This window comes from Salinihabitans flavidus (assembly GCF_900110425.1).
Taxonomy (GTDB): domain Bacteria; phylum Pseudomonadota; class Alphaproteobacteria; order Rhodobacterales; family Rhodobacteraceae; genus Salinihabitans; species Salinihabitans flavidus.
Genome location: NZ_FODS01000002.1, coordinates 202526 through 219882, shown reverse-complemented (window position 1 = coordinate 219882; position 17357 = coordinate 202526). Strand labels below are relative to the sequence as shown.

General features: G+C 66.8%; 13 protein-coding genes. 7 read left to right on the top strand and 6 right to left on the bottom strand.

All coding sequences use genetic code 11. From position 1 onward, the window contains the following. Window positions 1–24: 24 nt before the first annotated feature. Both mreC and BMW66_RS02925 read right to left on the bottom strand, forming a co-directional pair. Window positions 25–924: a rod shape-determining protein MreC gene (mreC, locus tag BMW66_RS02930; protein ID WP_093115217.1), complete on the bottom strand. Its 900-nt coding sequence runs from the start codon at window positions 922–924 to the stop codon at window positions 25–27. A 71-nt stretch (window positions 925–995) separates the two neighbouring features. Then, on the bottom strand, window positions 996–2036 hold the full coding sequence (locus tag BMW66_RS02925; RefSeq protein WP_093115215.1) for a rod shape-determining protein: 1041 nt from the start codon (window positions 2034–2036) through the stop codon (window positions 996–998). A gap of 173 nt (window positions 2037–2209) precedes the next feature. Between BMW66_RS02925 and BMW66_RS02920 the strand changes: the two genes are divergently transcribed. Next, the gene (locus BMW66_RS02920; protein ID WP_093115213.1) at window positions 2210–2992 is read left to right on the top strand and encodes a 23S rRNA (adenine(2030)-N(6))-methyltransferase RlmJ; all 783 of its coding nucleotides are present in this window, start codon (window positions 2210–2212) and stop codon (window positions 2990–2992) included. A 55-nt stretch (window positions 2993–3047) separates the two neighbouring features. On the opposite strand, the gene BMW66_RS02915 is transcribed toward BMW66_RS02920, so the two are convergent. After that, complete coding sequence (locus tag BMW66_RS02915) at window positions 3048–4619, bottom strand: 2-isopropylmalate synthase (protein ID WP_093115211.1); 1572 nt, start codon at window positions 4617–4619, stop codon at window positions 3048–3050. 275 nt (window positions 4620–4894) lie between these two features. Between BMW66_RS02915 and BMW66_RS02910 the strand changes: the two genes are divergently transcribed. Next, entirely contained in the window at window positions 4895–5560 is a 666-nt protein-coding gene (locus BMW66_RS02910; RefSeq protein WP_093115209.1) for an SDR family NAD(P)-dependent oxidoreductase, read from the top strand. A gap of 50 nt (window positions 5561–5610) precedes the next feature. Here the strand turns inward: BMW66_RS02910 and BMW66_RS02905 are convergent, their stop codons facing one another. Further along, the gene (locus tag BMW66_RS02905) at window positions 5611–7026 is read right to left on the bottom strand and encodes an MORN repeat-containing protein (protein ID WP_093115207.1); all 1416 of its coding nucleotides are present in this window, start codon (window positions 7024–7026) and stop codon (window positions 5611–5613) included. A 158-nt stretch (window positions 7027–7184) separates the two neighbouring features. Between BMW66_RS02905 and BMW66_RS02900 the strand changes: the two genes are divergently transcribed. Beyond that, complete coding sequence (locus BMW66_RS02900; RefSeq protein ID WP_093115205.1) at window positions 7185–8846, top strand: NAD+ synthase; 1662 nt, start codon at window positions 7185–7187, stop codon at window positions 8844–8846. A gap of 185 nt (window positions 8847–9031) precedes the next feature. Here BMW66_RS02900 and BMW66_RS02895 read toward each other — a convergent pair whose 3' ends face one another. Then, a complete protein-coding gene (locus BMW66_RS02895) occupies window positions 9032–9982 on the bottom strand; it encodes a 1-phosphofructokinase family hexose kinase (protein ID WP_093115203.1) in 951 nt (316 codons plus the stop codon). 136 nt (window positions 9983–10118) lie between these two features. Here BMW66_RS02895 and BMW66_RS02890 point away from each other — a divergent pair, with 136 nt between their 5' ends. Next, window positions 10119–10670 carry a 2OG-Fe(II) oxygenase gene (locus tag BMW66_RS02890; RefSeq protein WP_093115201.1) on the top strand — a complete coding sequence of 184 codons (552 nt, stop codon included), beginning with the start codon at window positions 10119–10121 and terminating at the stop codon, window positions 10668–10670. Window positions 10671–10766: 96 nt separating this feature from the next. Here the strand turns inward: BMW66_RS02890 and BMW66_RS02885 are convergent, their stop codons facing one another. Beyond that, window positions 10767–11690 (bottom strand): MBL fold metallo-hydrolase, encoded by a 924-nt coding sequence (locus BMW66_RS02885; RefSeq protein ID WP_093115199.1) that lies wholly within the window; start codon window positions 11688–11690, stop codon window positions 10767–10769. Between the two features lie 174 nt (window positions 11691–11864). Here BMW66_RS02885 and lysA point away from each other — a divergent pair, with 174 nt between their 5' ends. The 3 genes from lysA (at window position 11865) to gndA (ending at window position 17247) form a co-directional block, all read left to right on the top strand. Further along, the gene (gene lysA / locus BMW66_RS02880) at window positions 11865–13148 is read left to right on the top strand and encodes a diaminopimelate decarboxylase (RefSeq protein ID WP_093115197.1); all 1284 of its coding nucleotides are present in this window, start codon (window positions 11865–11867) and stop codon (window positions 13146–13148) included. A 7-nt stretch (window positions 13149–13155) separates the two neighbouring features. Next, window positions 13156–15756, top strand: coding sequence for a TIGR02302 family protein (locus BMW66_RS02875; RefSeq protein WP_093115195.1), 2601 nt, complete (start codon window positions 13156–13158; stop codon window positions 15754–15756). Between the two features lie 84 nt (window positions 15757–15840). Then, complete coding sequence (gene gndA, locus BMW66_RS02870; protein ID WP_093115193.1) at window positions 15841–17247, top strand: NADP-dependent phosphogluconate dehydrogenase; 1407 nt, start codon at window positions 15841–15843, stop codon at window positions 17245–17247. Window positions 17248–17357 lie beyond the last annotated feature (110 nt).

Below are 17357 nucleotides of genomic sequence, written 5' to 3'. Positions count from 1 at the left end.
ATCCAGATCCTGGAAGCGTTCCGCTCAGCCATCGGGCACCTCGCGTGTGGAGGCGGGCGCGGTGGAATCGGGGATCACCAGATCACCGTGCGACAGGATGCGTTGATGGCCATGATCGCGCAGGACCCGCAGGAATTCGAGCCGCTCATAGTCTGCGGCAAGCCGGACCCGAAGACGACCGTCTGGATCGGTGGCGACCTGTCCGATCAGCAACCCGGACGGAAAGACCCCGCCGTCGCCGGAACTGACCACGCGGTCGCCCGGACGCACCTGATCGGGGGTCTCCAGAAAATCAATCGGTGGCGCGAGGGTGTTGTCGCCGACGATAAGCCCGGTCTGGCCAGAGGGCTGGATGACCGCCGGAATCCGGCTTGAGCTGTCGGTCAGCAGGATCACGCGGCTGGTGCTGTCGCCAACGCCCGAGATCCGGCCCACAAGCCCGATTCCGTCCATTGCCGCCCAACCATCCACGATTCCGTCGCGCGCCCCGATATTGAGCAGCACCGACTGCCGGAAGGGAGATCCGCTATCGGCCATGACCACGCCGGTGACATAGGTCAGCTGCGGATCGAGCCGCACGTTGTTGAGATCGAGCAGCCGTGCGTTTTCCTGTTCGAGTTGCAATGCCGCCTCTTTCCATGCCTTCATTTGCTGCAATTCGCGGCGCAACTCCCGGTTTTGCTGCGCCATGCGCTGATAGCTCTGAAAATCACGGAGCAGGTTGACGCTGGCCGTGACCGGGGCCAGCGCCCAGTCGAAGTTGGGCACGACGGTATCGACCACCTGCGCGCGAAACCGCTCTACGCGGGGGCTGTCGATACGCCAGACCAGGAAGATACCGATCAGGCACAGCACAAGAACGCCCAGAAGCAACCGTTTGAGCGGGCCGACGTAATCTTCGCCTTGTGTCCTGTCTCTGGCCAAGGGCCATTCCCCCTCGTATCAGAAGGACATGTCAGAGATGTAGCATGCCGCCAGCCGGGGCACCAATCACGTCAGCTGTCGTAGTCTATGGCGTGACGAAGCTGCTTTTCATACTCCAGCGCCTTGCCCGTGCCCATTGCAACGCAGTTGAGCGATTCGTTGGCGATGGACACCGCGAGCCCGGTCTGTTCACGCAGTGCCAGATCGAGATCGCCCAGAAGCGCGCCGCCGCCGGTGAGCATGACGCCCCGATCCACGATGTCGGCGCCCAGATCGGGCGGCGTGGCCTCAAGCGCGGTCATCACCGCCTCGCAGATCTGTTGCACGGGTTCGCTCAGTGCCTCGGCCACCTGGGCCTGGCTGATTTCGATTTCCTTGGGCACCCCGTTGAGCAGGTCGCGGCCACGGATCTTGATCGAGGTGCCGCGCCCGTCGTCGGGCATGCGCGCCGTGCCGATCGAGGTCTTGATGCGTTCGGCGGTCGATTCACCGATCAGCAGGTTCTGCTGGCGACGCAGATAGTTGATGATCGCCTCGTCCATACGGTCGCCGCCCACCCGAACAGAGCGGGCATAGACGATGTCGCCAAGGCTGAGCACCGCGACCTCGGTGGTGCCGCCGCCTATATCGACAACCATGCTGCCGGTGGGGTCGGTGATCGGCATGCCCGCGCCGATGGCCGCCGCGATGGGTTCCGCGATAAGGCCCGCGCGCCGGGCGCCGGCGCTCAGCACCGACTGACGGATCGCGCGTTTCTCCACCGGGGTCGCCCCGTGTGGCACGCAGACGATGATCTTGGGCTTGGAGAAGGTGGAGCGTTTGTGAACCTTGCGGATGAAATGCTTTATCATTTCCTCGGCCACGTCGAAATCGGCAATCACACCGTCACGCATCGGGCGAATCGCCTCGATGGAACCGGGGGTGCGCCCAAGCATCAGCTTGGCGTCCTCCCCCACGGCCAGTACCCGTTTGACCCCGTCCTTCACGTGGTAGGCCACCACGGAGGGTTCGCTCAGTATCACGCCGCGCCCCTTGACATAAACAAGTGTATTTGCGGTTCCGAGGTCGATTGCCATGTCCGATGAGAACAAGCCGCCCAGATTTCCAAACATGCGTTATCCGATTCCAGCACAACAGGTGTTAGGGCCCGCGAGTCGAAGATCGCGGGCCGGGCTTCCTTATAGGGCTGGGAAGGGTTTTGTGAAAGGCCCTCGCGAGACAGAATAAGCGCCATTCCGCCGCGATGACCCTGTCAAGCGCCGCGATGCAGCGTTAAAAGGGAGGTATGCTGTCCTATCAACATACTTATCACGCCGGAAACCTGGCCGACGTGCACAAACACGCGCTTCTGGCGGCGATGCTCGACTATTTGACGCGCAAGGACAAGCCGCTCGTCTACATGGAAAGTCATGCCGGGCGGGGCCTTTATGATCTGTCGGCGCAGGAGGCGATCAGAACCGGCGAGGCGGTGGCCGGTATCGGGCGCGTGGAGGCGTGGTTCGGCGACGATCACCCCTATGCACGCGTGCTGTCAAAGGTGCGGGCGGCTCATGGGGATGCGGCATATCCCGGCTCTCCGATGATAGCGGCGGCGCTGCTGCGCGCGGGCGACCGGATTGACCTTGCCGAGCTTCACCCGCAGGAGGCGACGGCGCTTGAGCAGGTGTTGGGCGGGCGCGCGGGCGTGCATCGCCGCGACGGGTTCGAGATGGTGCAGGCGCTCTGCCCGCCCACTCCGCGCCGGGGGATGCTTCTGATCGACCCGAGCTATGAGGTGAAGACCGACTACACGCGCATCCCGGAGCAGATCGCAAAGCTGCACCGCAAGTGGAACGTGGGGGTGATCGCGCTTTGGTATCCGATCCTGACTGCGCGGGCGCATGAGCCGATGCTGACGGCGCTGGAGGCGCTGGCCCTTCCCGGCGTGTTGCGCCATGAGGTGCGGTTTCCATCGGCCCGCGAGGGGCACCGAATGGTGGGATCGGGGATGTTCGTGGTCAACGCGCCCTATGGCCTGAAGCAGGAAGGGGACCGCCTGTCGGGCCTCTTCGCGCAACTTTCGGCGTGATGCACCGAGAGCGGCGCGGGGCGGGAAGGGGCCGCACCATGGCGGCCCCCGGAGATCAGGACACGTCCTTGTAGGAGATTTCCTTGGCGTCGGCGCCTTCGCCCATCTTGCCGCGCCGCACCAGCAGGCGGTTGAGCGCGTGGATATAGGCCTTCACGCTGGCCACGACGGTATCGGTGTCGGCCGACTGGCCCGTGGCGATCACCCCGTGCTCTTCCATCCGCACGGAAACGGTGGCCTGCGCATCGGTGCCTTCGGTCACGGCATGCACCTGATAGAGTTGCAGATGCGCGTTATGCGGGTGAAGCATCTTCACCGCGTTGAAACTGGCATCGACGGGACCGTCGCCGGTGGCGGTGATCTGCTTTTCCTCTCCGTCGATTTCCAGCGTAAGCTCGGCGCTCTGCGGGCTGTCGGTGCCGCAGACCACACGCAGGTGCCTGAGCTTCAGGCGATCATTCTCGGATTCCTCGCCCGCATGCATCAAGGCGATGATGTCTTCGTCATAAACCTCTTTCTTGCGGTCGGCGAGTTCCTTGAACCGCACGAAGACATCCTTGAGCTGGTTGTCCCCCACCTCGAAGCCAAGCTGATGCAGCTTGTCGCGCAGGGCCGCGCGGCCCGAATGCTTGCCCATCACGAGGTTGGAGGACATCAGGCCCACATCTTCCGGGCGCATGATCTCGAAGGTCTCGGCGTTCTTGAGCATGCCGTCCTGATGGATACCCGATTCATGGGCAAAGGCATTCTTGCCGACAATGGCCTTGTTGAACTGCACCGGAAAGCCCGAGACAGTGGCCACGCGGCGCGAGATTGCCATGATCTTGCGGGTGTCCACGGCGGTGTTCCACGGCAGGATGTCGTTGCGCACCTTGAGCGCCATCACCACCTCTTCCAGCGCGGTGTTGCCGGCGCGTTCGCCCAGCCCGTTGATGGTGCATTCGATCTGACGTGCGCCGCCTTCGACGGCAGCCAGCGCGTTGGCCGTGGCCATGCCGAGGTCGTTGTGGCAATGGGTGGCGAACACCACCTCGTCGCCGCCCGGCACCTCGGCGATCAGCCGGCGGATCAGATCGGCCGATTCCACCGGCGCGGTATAGCCGACGGTGTCGGGAATATTGATCGTCGTGGCGCCCGCCTTGATGGCAATCTCCACAACGCGGCGCAGGTAATCCCATTCGGTGCGCGTTGCGTCCATCGGGGACCATTGCACATTGTCGCACAGGTTGCGGGCGTGGGTCACTGTCTCGTGGATACGCTCCGCCATCTCGTCCTGGGTCAGGTTCGGAATGGCGCGGTGCAGCGGCGATGTGCCGATGAAGGTGTGAATACGGCTGTGCCGGGCATGTTTCACAGCGTCCCACGCGCGGTCGATGTCCGCAGGATTGGCGCGGGCAAGGCCGCAGATGCGGGCATTCTTCGACCGTTTCGCGATCTCGCTCACGGCGCGGAAATCCCCCTCGGACGCGATGGGAAAGCCGGCCTCGATGATATCAACGCCCATGTCGTCGAGCATCTCGGCGATCTCGAGTTTTTCCTCATGGGTCATCGTCGCGCCGGGGCTTTGTTCGCCATCGCGCAGGGTCGTGTCGAAAATCAACACACGGTCTTGATCAATCTCGGTCATGTCGGGTCTCTTTCATTTCTCCGTAAGCCTTTGGCGCGAATGCGTTCCCCTCTGAGCGGTCGCGCCGGAACGGCACGCTCAGAGGCGGGCTAGGAGAAGAAGGCCAGCAGGGAACCCACCGCAGTCATCGCGGTGTGCGTGGGGCGTGATATGGTCCTGCTTCAGCATGGGCGGAACTATAAGAGCCGGGCGCGGCGATGAAAACCCCGAATTTTTATCTGCGGGGTGGCGTAGGCGTGCTTGAACCACGGCCGCGTCCCGCTAGGTCAGGGCATATGGAAAAGGCATTGATCATCGGGGCGTCGGGGGGCATCGGGCAGGCCGTTGCCGGGGCGCTTCGGGCGCGCGGCGTGGCGGTCACGGGGCTGTCGCGCAGCGCGGACGGGCTTGACGTGACCCGTGAATCGGCGGTCGAAGCGGCGCTGGGGCGGCTTGACGGGCCTTATGACCTCATTCTCGTGGCGACGGGCGCATTGGAAATCAACGGCGCGCAGCCGGAAAAGGCGCTCAAACATGTCACCGCCGGGGCGATGATGGATCAGTTCGCGCTCAATTGCATCGGCCCCTCGCTGATCCTCAAGCATGGCGTCAGGCTCCTGCCGCGCGACCGGCGTGCCGTTTTTGCGGCGCTATCGGCGCGGGTCGGCTCCATCGGCGACAACGGTTTTGGCGGCTGGTACAGCTACCGCACGGCCAAGGCCGCGCTCAACCAGATGATTCACACCGCGGCCATCGAGTTGGGGCGCAGCCACCGCGAGGCCATTTGCGTGGCGCTGCATCCCGGTACGGTGCGGACCGCCTTCACCGAGAAATACCTGGCCCGCCATCCGTCTGTGCCGCCTGAGGATGCGGCAGAGAACCTGCTTGGCGTGATCGACGGGTTGACGCCCGATAAGACCGGGCTGTTCCTCGACTGGCGGGGCAAGTCCGTGCCGTGGTAGGCTGCCTTGGTCTGGTGCCTGGTGATCGTGACGCGGACCGGCTGCGCTGATCACTCGGAATTTTCGGAGGTGCGGGTCAGCGCGCCGTTTTCCCATTCGCCTTCCGCGCTTTCGCCGCTGGCATAGCGCATCGTGCCTTCACCCTGGCGCTTGCCGTCCTTGAACGTGCCCTCATAGACATCGCCGTTGGCATAGGTGGCGACGCCCTGTCCGCTGATCTCCCCGTTCTGCCATTCGCCTGCATATTCGAACCCGTCGGGCATGACGATCTTGCCCTCGCCATGACGCTGCCCATTGGCGAACTGGCCGGTGTAGACGGTGCCGTCGGGATAGGTCGCCTTGCCCTGTCCGTGGCGCTGCCCCTCCTGCCACTCGCCCTCGTAGCGGTAGCCGTCGGCATAGGTCATCACGCCGTAGCCGTGGTTCTTGGCGTTCTTGAACTCGCCCTCATAGGTCAGGCCGTTGGCATAGGTGGCCTTGCCCTCGCCCTCGATCACGCCGGCGACCCATTCGCCCTCATAGGTGGAGCCGTCGGGATAGGTGATCTTGCCCGTGCCGTCGGCCAGATCGGCGCGGAACTGCCCGGTATAGACCGACCCGTCAGGATAGGTCACGGTGCCTTCGCCCTCAATCCGGCCATCGACCCAGGACCCGACGTATTCATAGCCGTCCACGCCGGTGAAGGTGCCTTGTCCGTGGCGCTTGTCACCCGCGAACTCGCCCTCGTAGACATCTCCATTGGCATAGGTGACACGGCCCTGCCCGTCGCGTTGGCCGCCTGACAGGTCACCCTCGTAGACGTCGCCGTTGGGCTGGGTGAGCTTGCCGGTGCCGTCGATCTGTCCGGCGCTCCAGAGCCCTTCGTAGACAAGGCCGTCGGGCATGGTGAGCGTGCCTTCGCCCGCGCGCTCTCCGGCGACGATTTCGCCTTCGTAGACAGCGCCGTCGGGATAGGTGATGCGGCCAGTGCCTTCCTTCACACCATTGACCCAGTCGCCGTCATAGACGTAGCCGCCGGGGCTCGTCATCACGCCGCGCCCGTGGTGCATGGCATTGAGAAACTCGCCCTCGTAGCGCACGCCGTTGGCATAGGTGGCCGTGCCGGTGCCGGTGATCTTGCCCTCTTGCCACTCGCCCTCATAGGTGCCGCCGTCGGTGAAGGTGATCTTGCCGACGCCATGCGGCTTGCCCTTGGCAAACTCGCCCTCATAGACCGACCCGTTGGGAAAGCGCGCCTGGCCTTTGCCGCGGATTTCCCCCTCGACCCACTCGCCGGAATATTCATATCCATTCGGAAGCCGATACGTGCCGGTGCCATGTTGCAGCCCGTCCTTGAAGGTGCCCTCATAGACGCCGCCATCGTCGTATTGCTTGGTCAGCACCTCGCGGTCCTGCGCAATTCCCGGCGGCGCGGCCAAAAGACCAAACCCCAGTATCGTCAGTGAAAATGCCTGTATTACGTTCATCTTCTTCGCCCCATGGGTTCATCCCATACCGCCATTGCGGCCCGGTGCAAACCTAGAACAGGCTGGCGCGCGGGGCAATGTCTTTTGCCCCTTTGCGCTTTTCCCCGCGGCTGGTTCTGCTAGATCTCGGGGCAGCACAGCAGGTTTTGGGAGCGATCATGGCCAAGAGATTCCGCGTGACACTGGCGCAGGCGAACCCGGTGGTGGGCGATCTGGCGGGAAATGCCGCGCTTGCCCGTGCGGCCTGGGACGAAGGGCGCGCGGCGGGGGCGGATCTGGTGGCGCTGCCGGAGATGTTCATTCTTGGCTACAACCCGCAGGATCTCGTGATGAAGCCGGCGGTGCAGCGTGCCGCGATGGCGCAGATCGAGGCGCTGGCGCGGGACTGCGCGGAGGGGCCGGCGCTGGCGATCGGGGGGCCTTGTGCCGAGGATGGCAAGCTCTACAACGCCTATTTCATCTGTCGGGGCGGGAAAATCGTGTCGCGGCAGTTCAAGCACCACCTGCCCAATTACACCGTCTTCGACGAGAAGCGGCAGTTCGATCCCGGCCCGCTGGGCGGGCCTGTCGCGATTGGCGAGGCGCGCGTGGGAACCCCGGTCTGCGAGGATGCGTGGTTCGAGGACGTGGCCGAGACACTTCAGGAATCGGGGGCGGAAATCCTTTTGGTTCCAAATGGTTCGCCCTATTACCGCGACAAGTTCGACCGCCGGATGAACCACATGGTCGCGCGGGTGATCGAGACCGGGCTGCCGCTGATCTACCTCAACATGGTGGGCGGTCAGGACGATCAGGTGTTCGATGGCGGCACCTTCGTGATCAACCCCGGAGGAGAGCTGGCAGTGCAGCTTCCGGTCTTTGACGAGCGTGTCGTGCATGTCGATTTCGAGCGGGATGAGGACGGCGGCTGGCGGGCGCTGCACGGTGAGAAGGCGGTGCTGCCGCCGGGCGAGGAACAGGACTACCGGGTCTGCGTGGAGGCGCTTCGGGATTACCTGCGCAAGGCGGGATTTTCCAAGGTTTTGCTGGGGTTATCGGGCGGGATCGACTCCGCCATGGTGGCCACGATCGCCGTGGATGCGGTGGGCGCGGAGAATGTGCGCTGCGTGATGCTGCCGTCGGAGTTCACGAGCCAAGCCTCTCTAGACGATGCGCGGGAGGTCGCCACGCGGCTGGGGGTGCGCTACGACACGGTGCCGATCACCGGGCCGCAGGCGGCGGTGACGGAGGCTCTGGCGCCGCTTTTCGAGGGGTCGGCCTTCGGTCTGGCCGAGGAGAATATCCAATCGCGGCTGCGCGGTCTGCTGCTCATGGCGATGTCCAACAAGTTCGGGGAAATGCTTCTGACCACTGGCAACAAGTCCGAGGTGGCGGTGGGGTATGCCACGATTTATGGTGATATGGCAGGGGGTTACAACCCGATCAAGGATATGTACAAGACCCGCGTCTTCGAGACCGCGCGCTGGCGCAACAGCACGCATCGCGCGTGGATGAAGGGACCGGGGGGCGCGGCGATCCCGCCCGGCGTGATCGACAAACCCCCCAGCGCGGAATTGCGTCCCGATCAGAAGGATGAGGACAGCCTGCCCCCCTATGAGGTGCTGGACGGCATCCTTTACATGCTGGTGGATGAGGACAGCTCCGTCGCGGAATGTGTCGCGGCGGGGTATGATCGTGAGACCGTGAAGCGGATCGAACACCTGCTCTATCTGTCGGAATACAAGCGCTTCCAGTCGGCGCCGGGGGTGCGGCTGTCGAAGCGGGCATTCTGGCTCGATCGGCGGTATCCGATCGTCAATCGGTGGCGCGATCCGGGTTGAAACGGCGAATCAGTGCCAAGTCCTTGTTAACGCCGGAAAACCCATGTCGGTAAAACGTCGGTATTACGTCGGTATCGCGTCGGTATCGTTTTCGGGATTTGCGCCATTAACGCAGCGTTCGGCGCGAAGGCGTTAAAATCGGGTAAAAATCCGCGCAATGCCGGGCGCCGTGCCGTCCCCCGAAATTACAGGCTCAGCGGCGTGACCTCGCACAGCGGGCGCAGGCGGGCGGTTGTCGCCGCCTCGCACAATTCGGTCGCCGGGGTGGTGACGGCGGCGGAGGCGGCGGCGCTGGCATGGGCGAGCGCGGCCGGGGCCCCCTCACCGCGCGCCAGCGAGAGGGTGAGACCGGCCACGAAACTGTCGCCCGCGCCGGTTTTCGAACGCACCGGCACCTCGGGCGCGGTGACATGCAGGCAGGCCTCGGCGGAGGCGAAGATCGCGCCATCGGCCCCGCGCGCGACGATCACCTGCCGGGCCACGCCGCGCGCGACAAGCGTGCGGGCGATACTGGCGCTGTCTTCGCGGGTGGGCAGGGGGGCGCCCGCGATCTCTTCGGCCTCGGCGGCGTCCATGCGCAGCAGATGCAGCGCGCTGGCGCCCCGTGCCGTTGCCATCAGCGCGGCGCCGGAGATGTCCGCGATAAGCCGCGCGCCGGTGCCCGCCAGCCTTGCGGCCAGCCGCGCGGTCAGATCGTCCGGCGTGCCCGGGGGCTGGCTTCCGCTCAGCACGACGAGGCCGCCGGGCGGAGCCTCGCGCTCCGCGCGGTCCAGAAAGGCGCCCACGTCCCCTTCCGACCAGACCGGGCCGGGCAGGATGAAACGGTATTGCGCGTCGGTGGCCGCTTCGGTCACGACAAGGCTCTGGCGTGTGTCGCCGGGGGCGGGGTGCGCGATCAGCGGCACCCCCTCGGCCGCGAGCAGATCGTGCAGCGCCGCGCCCGTCGGCCCGCCAAGCGCGGCGAGCGCGCGTGCCGTGCCGCCCAGCCGGTGAATTGCGCGGGCGACGTTGATCCCGCCGCCGCCCGGATCGCGCCGGGGCGCGGTGCAGCGCAGCTTCGGGCCCGGCCGCACGTCGGGTGTTTCGCTGGCCAGATCGAGCGCGGGGTTGAGTGTGAGGGTGAGGATCTCCTGCATGAGCCGGATCATGCCCGCGCCCGCGCCGGGCGGCAAGAAAGATGTCGGAAATGGCGGGCGATGTCGAAAACGTGAGGGCGCGGCGAGGCGCGCCGGGCTAGACAGATGCCCCGGATGGCAAAAGGACGGATGGCGGATGACAGGCGTTCACGGCGTTGCGGGCGCGTTCAGCGCGGCGGAGTGTGACAGGCTCGTGGAACTGGTGGCGGCGGTGCCCTGCGCCGATGCGCGGCTGGTGGGACAGACCCGAAACCATAACCTGCGCCGCGCGGACCTTGTCTGGGTCGATGACCTGCCCGGCGCGGGCTGGGTCATGGACCGCCTGATCGACATCGCGCGCACGGCGAACCGGGCACGTTTCGATTTCGATGTGCGCGAGTTTGCCGAAAGCCCGCAAGTCGCCCGCTATGGCGCGGAGCGCGAGGGGCATTTCGACTGGCATTCCGACATCGGGGATGGGCCGCTCGCCGCGCGGCGCAAGCTGACGCTGGTGGTGCAGCTTGCGCGGGCGGGCAGCTATGACGGCGGCGATCTGGAGGTGATGCCCGGCGCGCATGTGGTGGTGGCCAACAGGGAGGTGGGGGCCGCCACGGTGTTCCCGAGCTTCGTGCTGCACCGGGTCACGCCGGTCACGCGCGGCGCGCGGCAGTCACTGACCGTCTGGGCGCACGGGCCGGCGTTCCGGTAGGTTTCTGCCGGTCACAACTCGGGCGTCGGGTCACATGCCCGCCCGCTTGCCGCGATCTGCGCCCCGACGCGCAACGGGCCGGGGCGCGACCGGGGCTCAGAGCATGAGCTGATAGCTGTGCGGCACGTAGCGATACCCGTCGCCCTGCGTCTCGACATAGCCGACGCCGGGCCAGGGCATGTGATAGCCGACGAAGGGGATGTTGTCGGATTCCAACATTCCGAGCAGGCGCTTGCGCGTCTCCACGGCGGCTTGCTTGTCCTGATCGAACAGCACCTCCCATTCGGGGTTGGCGAGCGACCAGACGTAGTGGTTGGCGAAATCGACCGCGAGCAGCAGTTGCCGCCCCTCGCTTTCGAGCATGTAGGCCATATGACCCGGCGTGTGGCCGAAGGCGGCCATCGCGGTGATGCCCGAGGCGATGGCGTGGCCGTCGTCGATCATCGTCGTGCGCTCTGCCAGCGGGCGCATCTTCGCCTCGAACGTCTCGTTGCCGGACATGTCCCATGCGTCGAATTCCACCGCGCCGGTGATATGCTCGGCATTGGCGAAGGTGACGCTTTCGTCGCCCATCAGCCCGCCGATGTGATCGCCATGCATGTGGGAGATCACGACCTTGTCGATCTGATCGGGGCTGTAGCCCGCGGCATTGAGGGCGTCGGTGATCCCGCCGGGGTCGGTGCCGGTGTCGAACAGGATCAGTTCCGATCCGGTGTTGACCACCGTGGGGGTGAAGAAAAACTGCGAGACATCCGTGGGGATGCGTGCCTTCTGCGAGGCGGAGGCGAACGCCTCATCGTCGACGTTGAGGCCGAAGATGCTGTGCGGGTCTTCAACCGGGCGGGTGGCGGCGAGCAGGGTCGTCACCTCGAAGTTGCCCAGCGTCATCCGGTTGAAGCGGGTGCTGCCCACGCCCATCATCTCGGCGGCGGCGAAGGCCGGGCGGGATGCGGCCGCGGCCAGCGGCAGGGCGGCGGCGCCCATCAGCATATGGCGGCGGGATACGAAGGGGGTCTTCATGGCAGTCTCCTCTCCTGTTTGAACTCCCCCCGAAGTGTAGGGTGGTTTCAGCGGACGCGAGACGTGTTCACGCGAATGTGAGAGCGCGGCGTTATTTCAGCCGCGCCATCACGGGGCGTTGCGCGGGGCCGGGCGGCTTTGTATGAGGGCGCGATACGCAGGCAGGAGTGGCGCATGGATCATTTTCTTTACCGCGACGGCGCGCTTCACGCCGAGGATGTGCCGGTGGCCGAGATCGCGGCGGCAGTGGGCACGCCCTTCTACCTTTATTCCGCCGCGACGCTGACCCGGCATTTCCGGCTTTTCGACGAGGCGCTGGAGGGGGTGGATCACCTTGTCTGCTACGCGATGAAGGCGGCGTCCAATCAGGCGATCCTGACGCTTCTGGCGGGGCTGGGTGCGGGGATGGACGTGGTGTCGGGCGGCGAATACGCCCGCGCCAAGGCCGCTGGCGTGCCGGGCGAAAGAATCGTCTTTTCCGGTGTCGGCAAGACGCGCGAGGAGATCGCCACGGCGCTTGCGGGCGGCCTGCGGCAGTTCAATGTCGAGAGCGAGCCGGAGCTGGCCGAGATCGACGCCGTGGCGCGGCAGATGGGCGTGATCGCGCCGGTGACGCTTCGGGTGAACCCGGATGTGGATGCGAAAACCCACGCCAAGATCGCCACCGGCAAGTCGGAAAACAAGTTCGGCATCCCGATCGCGCGGGCGCGGGCGGTCTATGCCCATGCCGCCAGCCTTCAGGGGGTGAAGGTGGTGGGGATTGACGTGCATATCGGCAGCCAGCTCACCGATCTGGCGCCGTTCCGGGCGGCCTATCGCAAGGTGGCCGAGCTGACCGGGCAGCTTCGCGCCGACGGGCACGAGATTTCGCGGCTCGATCTGGGGGGCGGGCTGGGCATCCCCTATGAGCGGTCCAACAGCGCGCCGCCCCTGCCGGTGGAATACGGTGCGATGATCCGCGAGGAGCTTGGCCATCTGGGCGCGCAGATCGAGATCGAGCCGGGCCGCCTGATCGCGGGCAACGCCGGGATCATGGTCACGCAGGTGATCTATGTCAAAGAGGGCGAGGGGCGCGACTTCCTGATCGTGGACGCGGCGATGAACGACCTGATCCGCCCGGCGATGTATGACGCCTATCACGATATCGTGCCGGTGATTGAGCCCGCGCCGGGCGCCGAGAGCCGCCCCTATGACATCGTGGGCCCGGTCTGCGAGACCGGCGACACCTTTGCCCGCGCGCGCGCCATGCCCCCGGTCGGGCCGGGCGATCTTCTGGCGTTCCGGTCGGCGGGGGCATACGGCGCGGTGATGGCGAGCGAATACAACGCCCGCCCGATGATCCCAGAGGTGATGGTGCAGGGCGATCAATTCGCGGTTATCCGCCGACGTCCGACCTTTGACGAAATGATAAAACGCGATACCATTCCACCATGGATCGGTGGCAATCCCGCCGCCTGACCGACCGATGGGGAGCACCGCCATTTCCGAGCGCAGCCCCGAGACCACTCTCAAGCGCCTTGGCTGGGTGATCGGCTTGACGCGGGCCGGTATGCTGTCAGAGCGTCTGACGCGCGGGTTCTGGCCGCTTTGGTCGCTGCTGCTGGTGATCGCGGCGGCGCTGATGCTGGGCCTGCACGACACGTTGAGCGTGGAGGTTGTCTGGGGCGCGGCGGTGCTGTCACTGGGCGCGGGGCTGTGGTTTCTCTGGCGCGGGGTGCGCGGGCTGCGCTGGCCGACACGCGCCGAGGCGCTGGCGCGGCTTGACGCCACATTGCCGGGGCGACCGCTTCAGACCCTGAGCGATCAACCGGCGATGCGGGCACAGGACGACCCGGCCCGCCGCCTGTGGCAGGTGCATCAGGCGCGCATGGCGGCGCGGGCGCGCGCTGCGCGCCCGGTTTCGCCGGACCTGCGGATTTCCCGGCTCGATCCCTTCGGACTTCGGCACATGGCGCTGCTGGCTCTTCTGGTGGCGCTATTGTTCGGGTCCGTCAACCGCGTGGGCACGGTGGCCGGCATGGCACCGGGCGGCGCGGCGCAGGCGGCCGGTCCTGTCTGGGAAGGGTGGCTGGAGCCGCCCGCCTATACCGGGCTTCCGACCCGATACCTCAACGATCAGCCCGAAGGCACGCTGGAGCTTCCGGTGGGCACGCAGGTGACGATCCGCCTTTATGGCGAGGCCGGCGCGCTGAGCGTGTCGGAAACCGTCTCGGACCGGGTGGGCGAATTGCCCCCGGCGAGCGCGCCGGTGCAGGATTTCACGGTGGCCAGCGACGGCGAGGTGCAACTGATCGGACCCGGCGGGCGGGAGTGGCAGATCGCGGTGATCCCCGATCGCGCCCCGCAGGTGGAGATCACCGGCCCGCCCGAGACATCCGGGCGCGGCGAGATGAGCCTGCCGTTCGCCGCGCGGGACGACTACGCGGTGACGGGGGGCGAGGCGGTCATATCCCTTGATCTGGGCGCGGTGGAGCGGCGACACGGGCTGCGCGCCGAGCCGGAGCCGCGTGAGGACATCACCGCCGAAATCCCGCTGCCCATCACCGGCGACAGGGCCGAGTTCGAGGAGGTGCTGATCGAGGATTTCTCGCAGCACCCATGGGCGCATCTGCCGGTCGAGGTGACGCTTCGGGCCGAGGACGCGGCCGGGCAGACGGGCGCGGCGGCGGTGGCGCGGTTCGATCTTCCGGCGCGGCGGTTCTTCGATCCGGCGGCGGCGGCGGTGGCGGAAATGCGGCGCGATCTTCTGTGGTCGCGGGAGAATGCAGGCCGCGTGTCGCAGATCCTGCGCGCCATATCCCATCGCCCCGAAGAGGGGCTTTTCCGCAGCGAAACCTCTTATCTTCGGCTGCGCGTGATCCTGCGGCGACTAGAGAATTACGCCGCGCATGACCTGAGCCGCGCGCAGCGCGACGAGATTGCCGCCGCCCTCTGGGATCTGGCGATCCTGCTCGAAGAGGGGGATCTGGGCGACGCGCTGGAGCGGCTGCGCCGGGCGCAGGATCGGCTTTCGGAGGCGATGAAGAACGGTGCCAGCGACGAGGAGATTGCCCGCCTGATGCAGGACCTGCGCGAGGCGACGCAGGATTACATGCGCGAACTGGCCCGCCGCGACCGCGAGGAGCGCGACGGCGAGGACGGCGAGCGGCAACTCTCCGAGAACGCCATGCAGCTCAACCAGAATGACCTGCAACGGATGATGGACCGGATTCAGGAGCTGATGGAACAGGGCCGCATGGCCGAGGCGCAGCAGGCGCTGGAGGAATTGCAGCAACTTCTCGACAACATGCAGATCGCCGAGGGCGGCGCGCAGGGTCAGCAGTCGCCGGGACAGGAGGCGATGGAGGGGCTTGCCGATACCCTGCGCGAGCAGCAGGGGCTTTCGGACGAGGCGTTCCGCGATCTTCAGGAACAGTTCAACCCCAATGCGCAAAGCGGCCAGTCGCAGGGCAACGAGGGCCGCAGCGGCGGCGACGGGCGCGGGCAGTCGCATGACGGCACCGGATCTGGCGAGGGGGAGGGGCAAGAGGGCCAGCAGGGCGCCGAGGGCCAGCAAGGGGCCGAGCCGGACGAGGGCGCGCTTGCCGACCGGCAGGAGGCGCTGCGCCGGGAGTTGGAGCGTCAGCGCGGCAACATGCCCGGCGCGGGCACACAGGAAGGCGATGCCGCGCGCGAGTCGCTCGACCGGGCGGGCCGCGCGATGGAGGGCGCCGAGGAGGCGTTGCGCGGGGACGATCTGGCCGAGGCGATCGACCGGCAGGCCGAAGCCATGGAGGCGCTGCGCGAGGGGATGCGCAACCTTGACGAGGCGCTGGCGCAGCAGCAACAGAACGGCGGGCAGGGCCAGCAGGGCACAGCCGACGCCGATGGCGGGCAGGCGCGCGACCCGCTTGGCCGCAATCCCGGCAGCCGGGGCCTTTCGGGGAGCGAGGATGAGCTTCTTCAGGGCGAGGATGTCTATCGCCGGGCGCGCGATCTGCTCGACGAGATCCGCCGCCGCGCCGGGGAAAGCGACCGCCCCGAAGAAGAGCGCGAGTATCTCCGGCGGCTGCTCGACCGCTTCTGACCGACGGCGCCGGGCCTGACCCTTGCACCGTCGGGGCGTTCTGGCGCAGTCTCGGACAAAACACGACAAGATGCGGGGCCGGGGATGCAGGCGGATATCGGGGTTTACGGGCTGGGCACGATGGGCGGCGCGCTGTCGCTCAACCTCGCGGAGAAGGGGTTTCGCGTCGCGGTGAGCAACCGCGAAGCCGACTGGATCGCGCCCTTTGTCGCCGGAGCCGGGCCGCTGGCCGAGCGGATCGTGCCGCGCGAGGGGCTGGAGGCGTTCATCGCCGCTCTAACGCCGCCCCGGGTGGTGCTGTTCATGATCCCCTCCGGCACGCCGCTGGACGAGATGATCGCGCAGGTGACCCCGCTTCTGTCGCCGGGCGATACGATCATCGACGCGGGCAACGCCGACTTCAACGACACCGAGCGGCGGGCGCGGGCGCTGGCGGAAAAAAGCCTGCATTTCGTGGGGCTTGGCATCTCCGGCGGGGAAGAGGGCGCGCGCCACGGCCCCTCGATGATGTTCGGCGGAAGCGCCGAAAGCTGGGACCGGCTGCGCCCGATGGCCGAGGCGATCGCGGCGCGGTATCGGGGCGATCCCTGCGTGGCCCATCTTGGCCCCGGCGGGGCGGGGCATTTCGTCAAGACCGTGCACAACGGCATCGAATACGCCGACATGCAGATGATCGCGGAGATCTATGGCCTGCTGCGCGATGGCGCGGGATGGGAGGCCGGCAGGATCGGGGCGCTCTTCTCTGGCTGGAACGCGGGGCCGCTTCGGTCCTTCCTGATCGAGGTGACGGCGGCGGTGCTCAAGGCGCGGGATGCGGGCACCGGCGCGCCGGTGGTCGATGCGATCCGCGACAGGGCGGCGCAGAAGGGCACCGGGCGCTGGACGATGATCGAGGCGCTGAAGCTCGGGCAGGCGCCCAGCACCATCGCCGCTGCGGTGGACGCGCGGGTGTGGTCGTCGCAGCACGCGGCGCGCACGGCGGTCGCGGGGGCCATTCCGGCGGGTGCGCGCGATGTGGCGATCCCGGCCAGCCCCGCGCTTGAAGAGGGGCTGCGCGCGGCCCGGATTTTGGCGCATCTTCAGGGGTTTGAGCTTTTGCGCGCGGCGTCGGGCGCGTTCGGCTGGGCCCTCGATCTGCCCCGGATCGCGGAGATCTGGCGGGCCGGCTGCATCATCCGCTCCGCGCTTCTCGATGAGTTGGCGGAGGCGCTGCGGGCGGTGCCGGAGGGCGCGCCGCTACTGCTGGGTCCGGGGCTGGATGTGACGCTGGCGCGGACGGTTCCGGCGCTGCGCGCGGTGGTGGGCGCCGGGGTGGCGGGCGGCTGGCCGGTGCCGGCGCTGGCGGCGGCGCTGGCGTGGTATGACAGCATGCGGCAGGCGCGCGGCAGCGCCAACCTGATCCAGGCGCAGCGCGATTTCTTCGGCCATCACGGGTTCGAACGGATCGATGCGCCGGGGCCGCATCACGGGCCGTGGACCGCCAAAGACTAAGGCGGCGTGCGGTGGGGATGGGCCGGATCGGACGACTCACCTCAAGCTCTTGTTAACGCTCCAAAACCCGTGTCGGTAAAACGTCGGTATTTCGTCGGTATCGCGTCGGT